Raw genomic sequence first — 3,073 nt, forward strand, 5'->3', positions numbered from 1 at the left:
CCGTTATGAAACGGGGTCTAAGCGCTGCTCCAGGTGCTCCGTCAGGATGGCGCGAGCCTCGTGCCCATTGCCGGTTGCGCCTGCGGCGCATAGTTCTCGACGATCCTCGCGGCCCACAGGCTGGCTTCCAGGCTGATTGCGCCGATAGGCATCGTTCTAAACTCCGAGGAACCGTACGCTACTCGAGGAAGGCCGTGCGCTTTCTCTCACCGGCCATGGTAGTGGGCAAACACAACAGGTTTCAGTGGAGCGTCACGGTGATCGAGACAGCTAACCAAGCCATGAACGCGCTGGACGCCTACTGGGTTAGGCATGAAACGCCGGAACATCAGGTGATCGCGCAGGTTCATCAGACGCTCCAAGAGCGTGCCACTGATTACGAAGATGATTGGAAGGCGCTGCTGGACGTCGCCATGAAGGCATTGAACTACCGGATCGACTGGCAGGGGCAGGAAGTGCACAGGATCACGAAACAGGACTGCTCGTTCTGACACTCTGCTGCACCTTGGATAGAAACCGGGCAGCAAAGTCGCGTATACGATGCGAGGTAAGACTGAACATTGCGGCTAGACGCCGTTTCACGGCTCGTTCTGGCCCCTAACTGCCATATAGAATGCTTCAACAATTAAATATATAAAAACAAATATCAAGCCAATGATAACAAATACGATCATAAAAAATCCCAAAACGAAATCTGGCCATTTATGCTCGTTCTCAGCTCGTTGTTCGACAGATTGGGACATCGTCGGTCCATAATGAGTATTTTAATAATTTTTCATCGTTTTATGTCGTTGTCTATTACTTAAGTATTGTTACGTGTTGAGATCTATAAACAATGCAGCGCGAGACCCATGCATGGGGGGTTGCTTCACATTCTGCGGAGCTGCGCACTGCTCTCGCACGCGCGCGCGAAGATACTGGCCTATCGTTGCCACCATGCCGGGCCAGGGTGTCGCCGACATCAGACAGAGGGCTTACAAGAACCCGTTCCGTGAGTGTTCCTTGAAGGCGTTCGCTCGGCGGACGTCGCCGAGCACCGTCCTCGGATCGCGGTGCCGACTCTGGTCCATGATGCGTGCGAGATCGACGCCGCGCCTCATACCCCCAGGAACCGTGCGCTGCTCTCGGACGGCCTAGCGTGGAGATACCGCCCTGTCGTCGCCACCGAGGCGTGCCCGAGCGTCGCCTGCACCAGATGGATCGGCGCCCCGCGGTCGAGGCTGTGAGAGGCATGGGCATGCCGGAGCCAGTGTGCAGATACCGCGGTCTGAAGGCCGGCACGCGCCGCAGCTGCCTTAACGATCCGGTGGACCGCACTTGGGTCGAGCGCCCCGCTCTTCCGCGACCGGAATACCGGTGCGTCAGCCGTCGCTTCGCCGCGCAAGGCGGTCAGCACCTTCCAAGTCGCGGGTGAGAGCAGCACCACACGCGTCTTGCCGCCCTTGCCGAACACCGTCGCCTGCCCGGCCTCGTCAAGGTTGGTGAGATCAGGCCACCGGACGCCACAGACCTCTGAAATCCGCAGGCCGCCACCGTACAGCACCGTGAGCAGCACGCGGTTTTGCAGCGCCGGCTCCTGCCGGATCATCAGCAGCGCATCGACCTCGCTCATGATACGCTCGGCCAACGTGTTCTTGATCGGTGGCACGCGTACCGCGGCGCCGATGTTGAACCGCAGGAACCCGAATTCCTGAGCGAAGGTGGACAGCCTTCTGAGCGCCGAGGCCGCGAGCACCACCGTTGCCGACGAGCCCGGCAGCCTGGCGATGTAGTCCTAAAACTCACCCATCGGCACCGAGCCGAGCGGCTTGCAGACATGAGCCAGGAAGCGGTGCGCTTCGCGCTCGTAATTGCGTCATGTGTTCCGGCTCGCCGCGCCCGCCGACGCAACGCCGGAGCCGGGAGGAGGCGAACTCAACGAGGATCGTGAGGAGCGCGGACGGCCGGGGAGAGCACCCGACCGGCCGAGATTAGCTTCGCATTGGGTCTCTGGCACCCCGCAAAGTCGTGCTCATTCGGCCGAGGCCGCTACTGGCTCCTTATGAGACCGACCCTTCTTAGGCGTCTTGGCAACTGTCTCAGATGGTACGGCGGTCTTCGGGGCAGCCTTGCGGCGCTGCTGCCCCAAGCCGAGGCTGCGGGCCAATTCGGAGCGCTTCGCCGAATAGTTCGGTGAGGTCATCGGGTACTCGCGGGGGAGGCCCCACTTCTCCCGGTAGGCTTCGGGCGTCAGGCTGCGCATGGTCAAGTGGCGCCGTAGGGTCTGGTAGGGCTTGCCGTCCTCGAAGCTGATGAGGAGCTCGGGCGTGATCGACTTCTTGATCTGAGCCGGCGTCGCCTTCTCAGGCCTTGCATCAACCTTAGCGCCCTTGCTTGTGAGGCCAGTCAGCGCCGTATGGACGCCAGCGATCAGCGCCGAAAGCTCGGTCGCTGGAATTGGATTGTTTGACACGTAGGCCGAGACAATCTCGGCGGCGAGTTCGATATGGTCTGCCTGTGCTACCGATTTGACGTCGTCCACTTTTAGTCTCCTCCAAACTGGGGAGGGGAACGAACAATCCAAAGCGCGTGGATCGTCAAGTCCGATAGAGAACATATGGAAAAGTAAGTCTGGTTGTCTGTCGCTTGGTTAGTTGGGTGTGCATCAACGACGTGCTTTGAACCCCCGTCACAGACCCATCAGGCCGAATGCCAGTAGCCACGGGGCCGCCAGCATGGTGCCCCGCCCTCGGATCGAAGGCGGGGCTCCTCAGTTCAGGCGGCGCCGCTCAGGCGAAGAAGCTCGCGTTGACCTGCCCCTGCGTGATGCCGGCGAGTTCGATGGTGCCGCCGCCTGAGAGCACCAGCAGCGCGCTGCCGGAGCCATCGGCGGCCGTGCCGAAGCTGTAGGTCTGGCCGCGCAGGTCGATGCGGTCGCCTTCCCCTTGCGCGAAGCCCAGGATCACGTCGTGGCCCGAGGCCGGGTTGAAGACGTAGCGGTCGGCGCCCTGGCCGCCCGTGAGCACGTCGTCGCCCAGGTCCCCGAACAGCACGTCGTCGCCTAGATCCCCGGAGAGGACGTCGTTGCCCTGGC

Annotated in this window: 3 protein-coding genes and 1 pseudogene; 1 reads left to right on the forward strand and 3 read right to left on the reverse strand. The window is 61.3% G+C overall.

All coding sequences use genetic code 11. The features are described from left to right. Window positions 1–257 precede the first annotated feature (257 nt). Window positions 258–491, forward strand: a complete 234-nt coding sequence (locus COGEMETH_RS20795; RefSeq protein WP_238184508.1) for a hypothetical protein — start codon at window positions 258–260, stop codon at window positions 489–491. Window positions 492–1,096: 605 nt separating this feature from the next. Here COGEMETH_RS20795 and COGEMETH_RS20800 read toward each other — a convergent pair. The 3 genes and pseudogenes from COGEMETH_RS20800 to COGEMETH_RS25670 form a co-directional block, all read right to left on the reverse strand. Next, on the reverse strand, window positions 1,097–1,735 hold the full coding sequence (locus tag COGEMETH_RS20800) for a tyrosine-type recombinase/integrase (protein ID WP_373875408.1): 639 nt from the start codon (window positions 1,733–1,735) through the stop codon (window positions 1,097–1,099). A 276-nt stretch (window positions 1,736–2,011) separates the two neighbouring features. Further along, window positions 2,012–2,521 (reverse strand): Ros/MucR family transcriptional regulator, encoded by a 510-nt coding sequence (locus COGEMETH_RS20805; protein ID WP_238184509.1) that lies wholly within the window; start codon window positions 2,519–2,521, stop codon window positions 2,012–2,014. 247 nt (window positions 2,522–2,768) lie between these two features. After that, window positions 2,769–3,073 (reverse strand): annotated as a pseudogene (locus COGEMETH_RS25670) (calcium-binding protein); the annotation flags it as partial.

Origin of the sequence: Methylobacterium trifolii, assembly GCF_022179685.1 — a bacterium.
Classification (GTDB): Bacteria; Pseudomonadota; Alphaproteobacteria; order Rhizobiales; family Beijerinckiaceae; genus Methylobacterium; species Methylobacterium trifolii.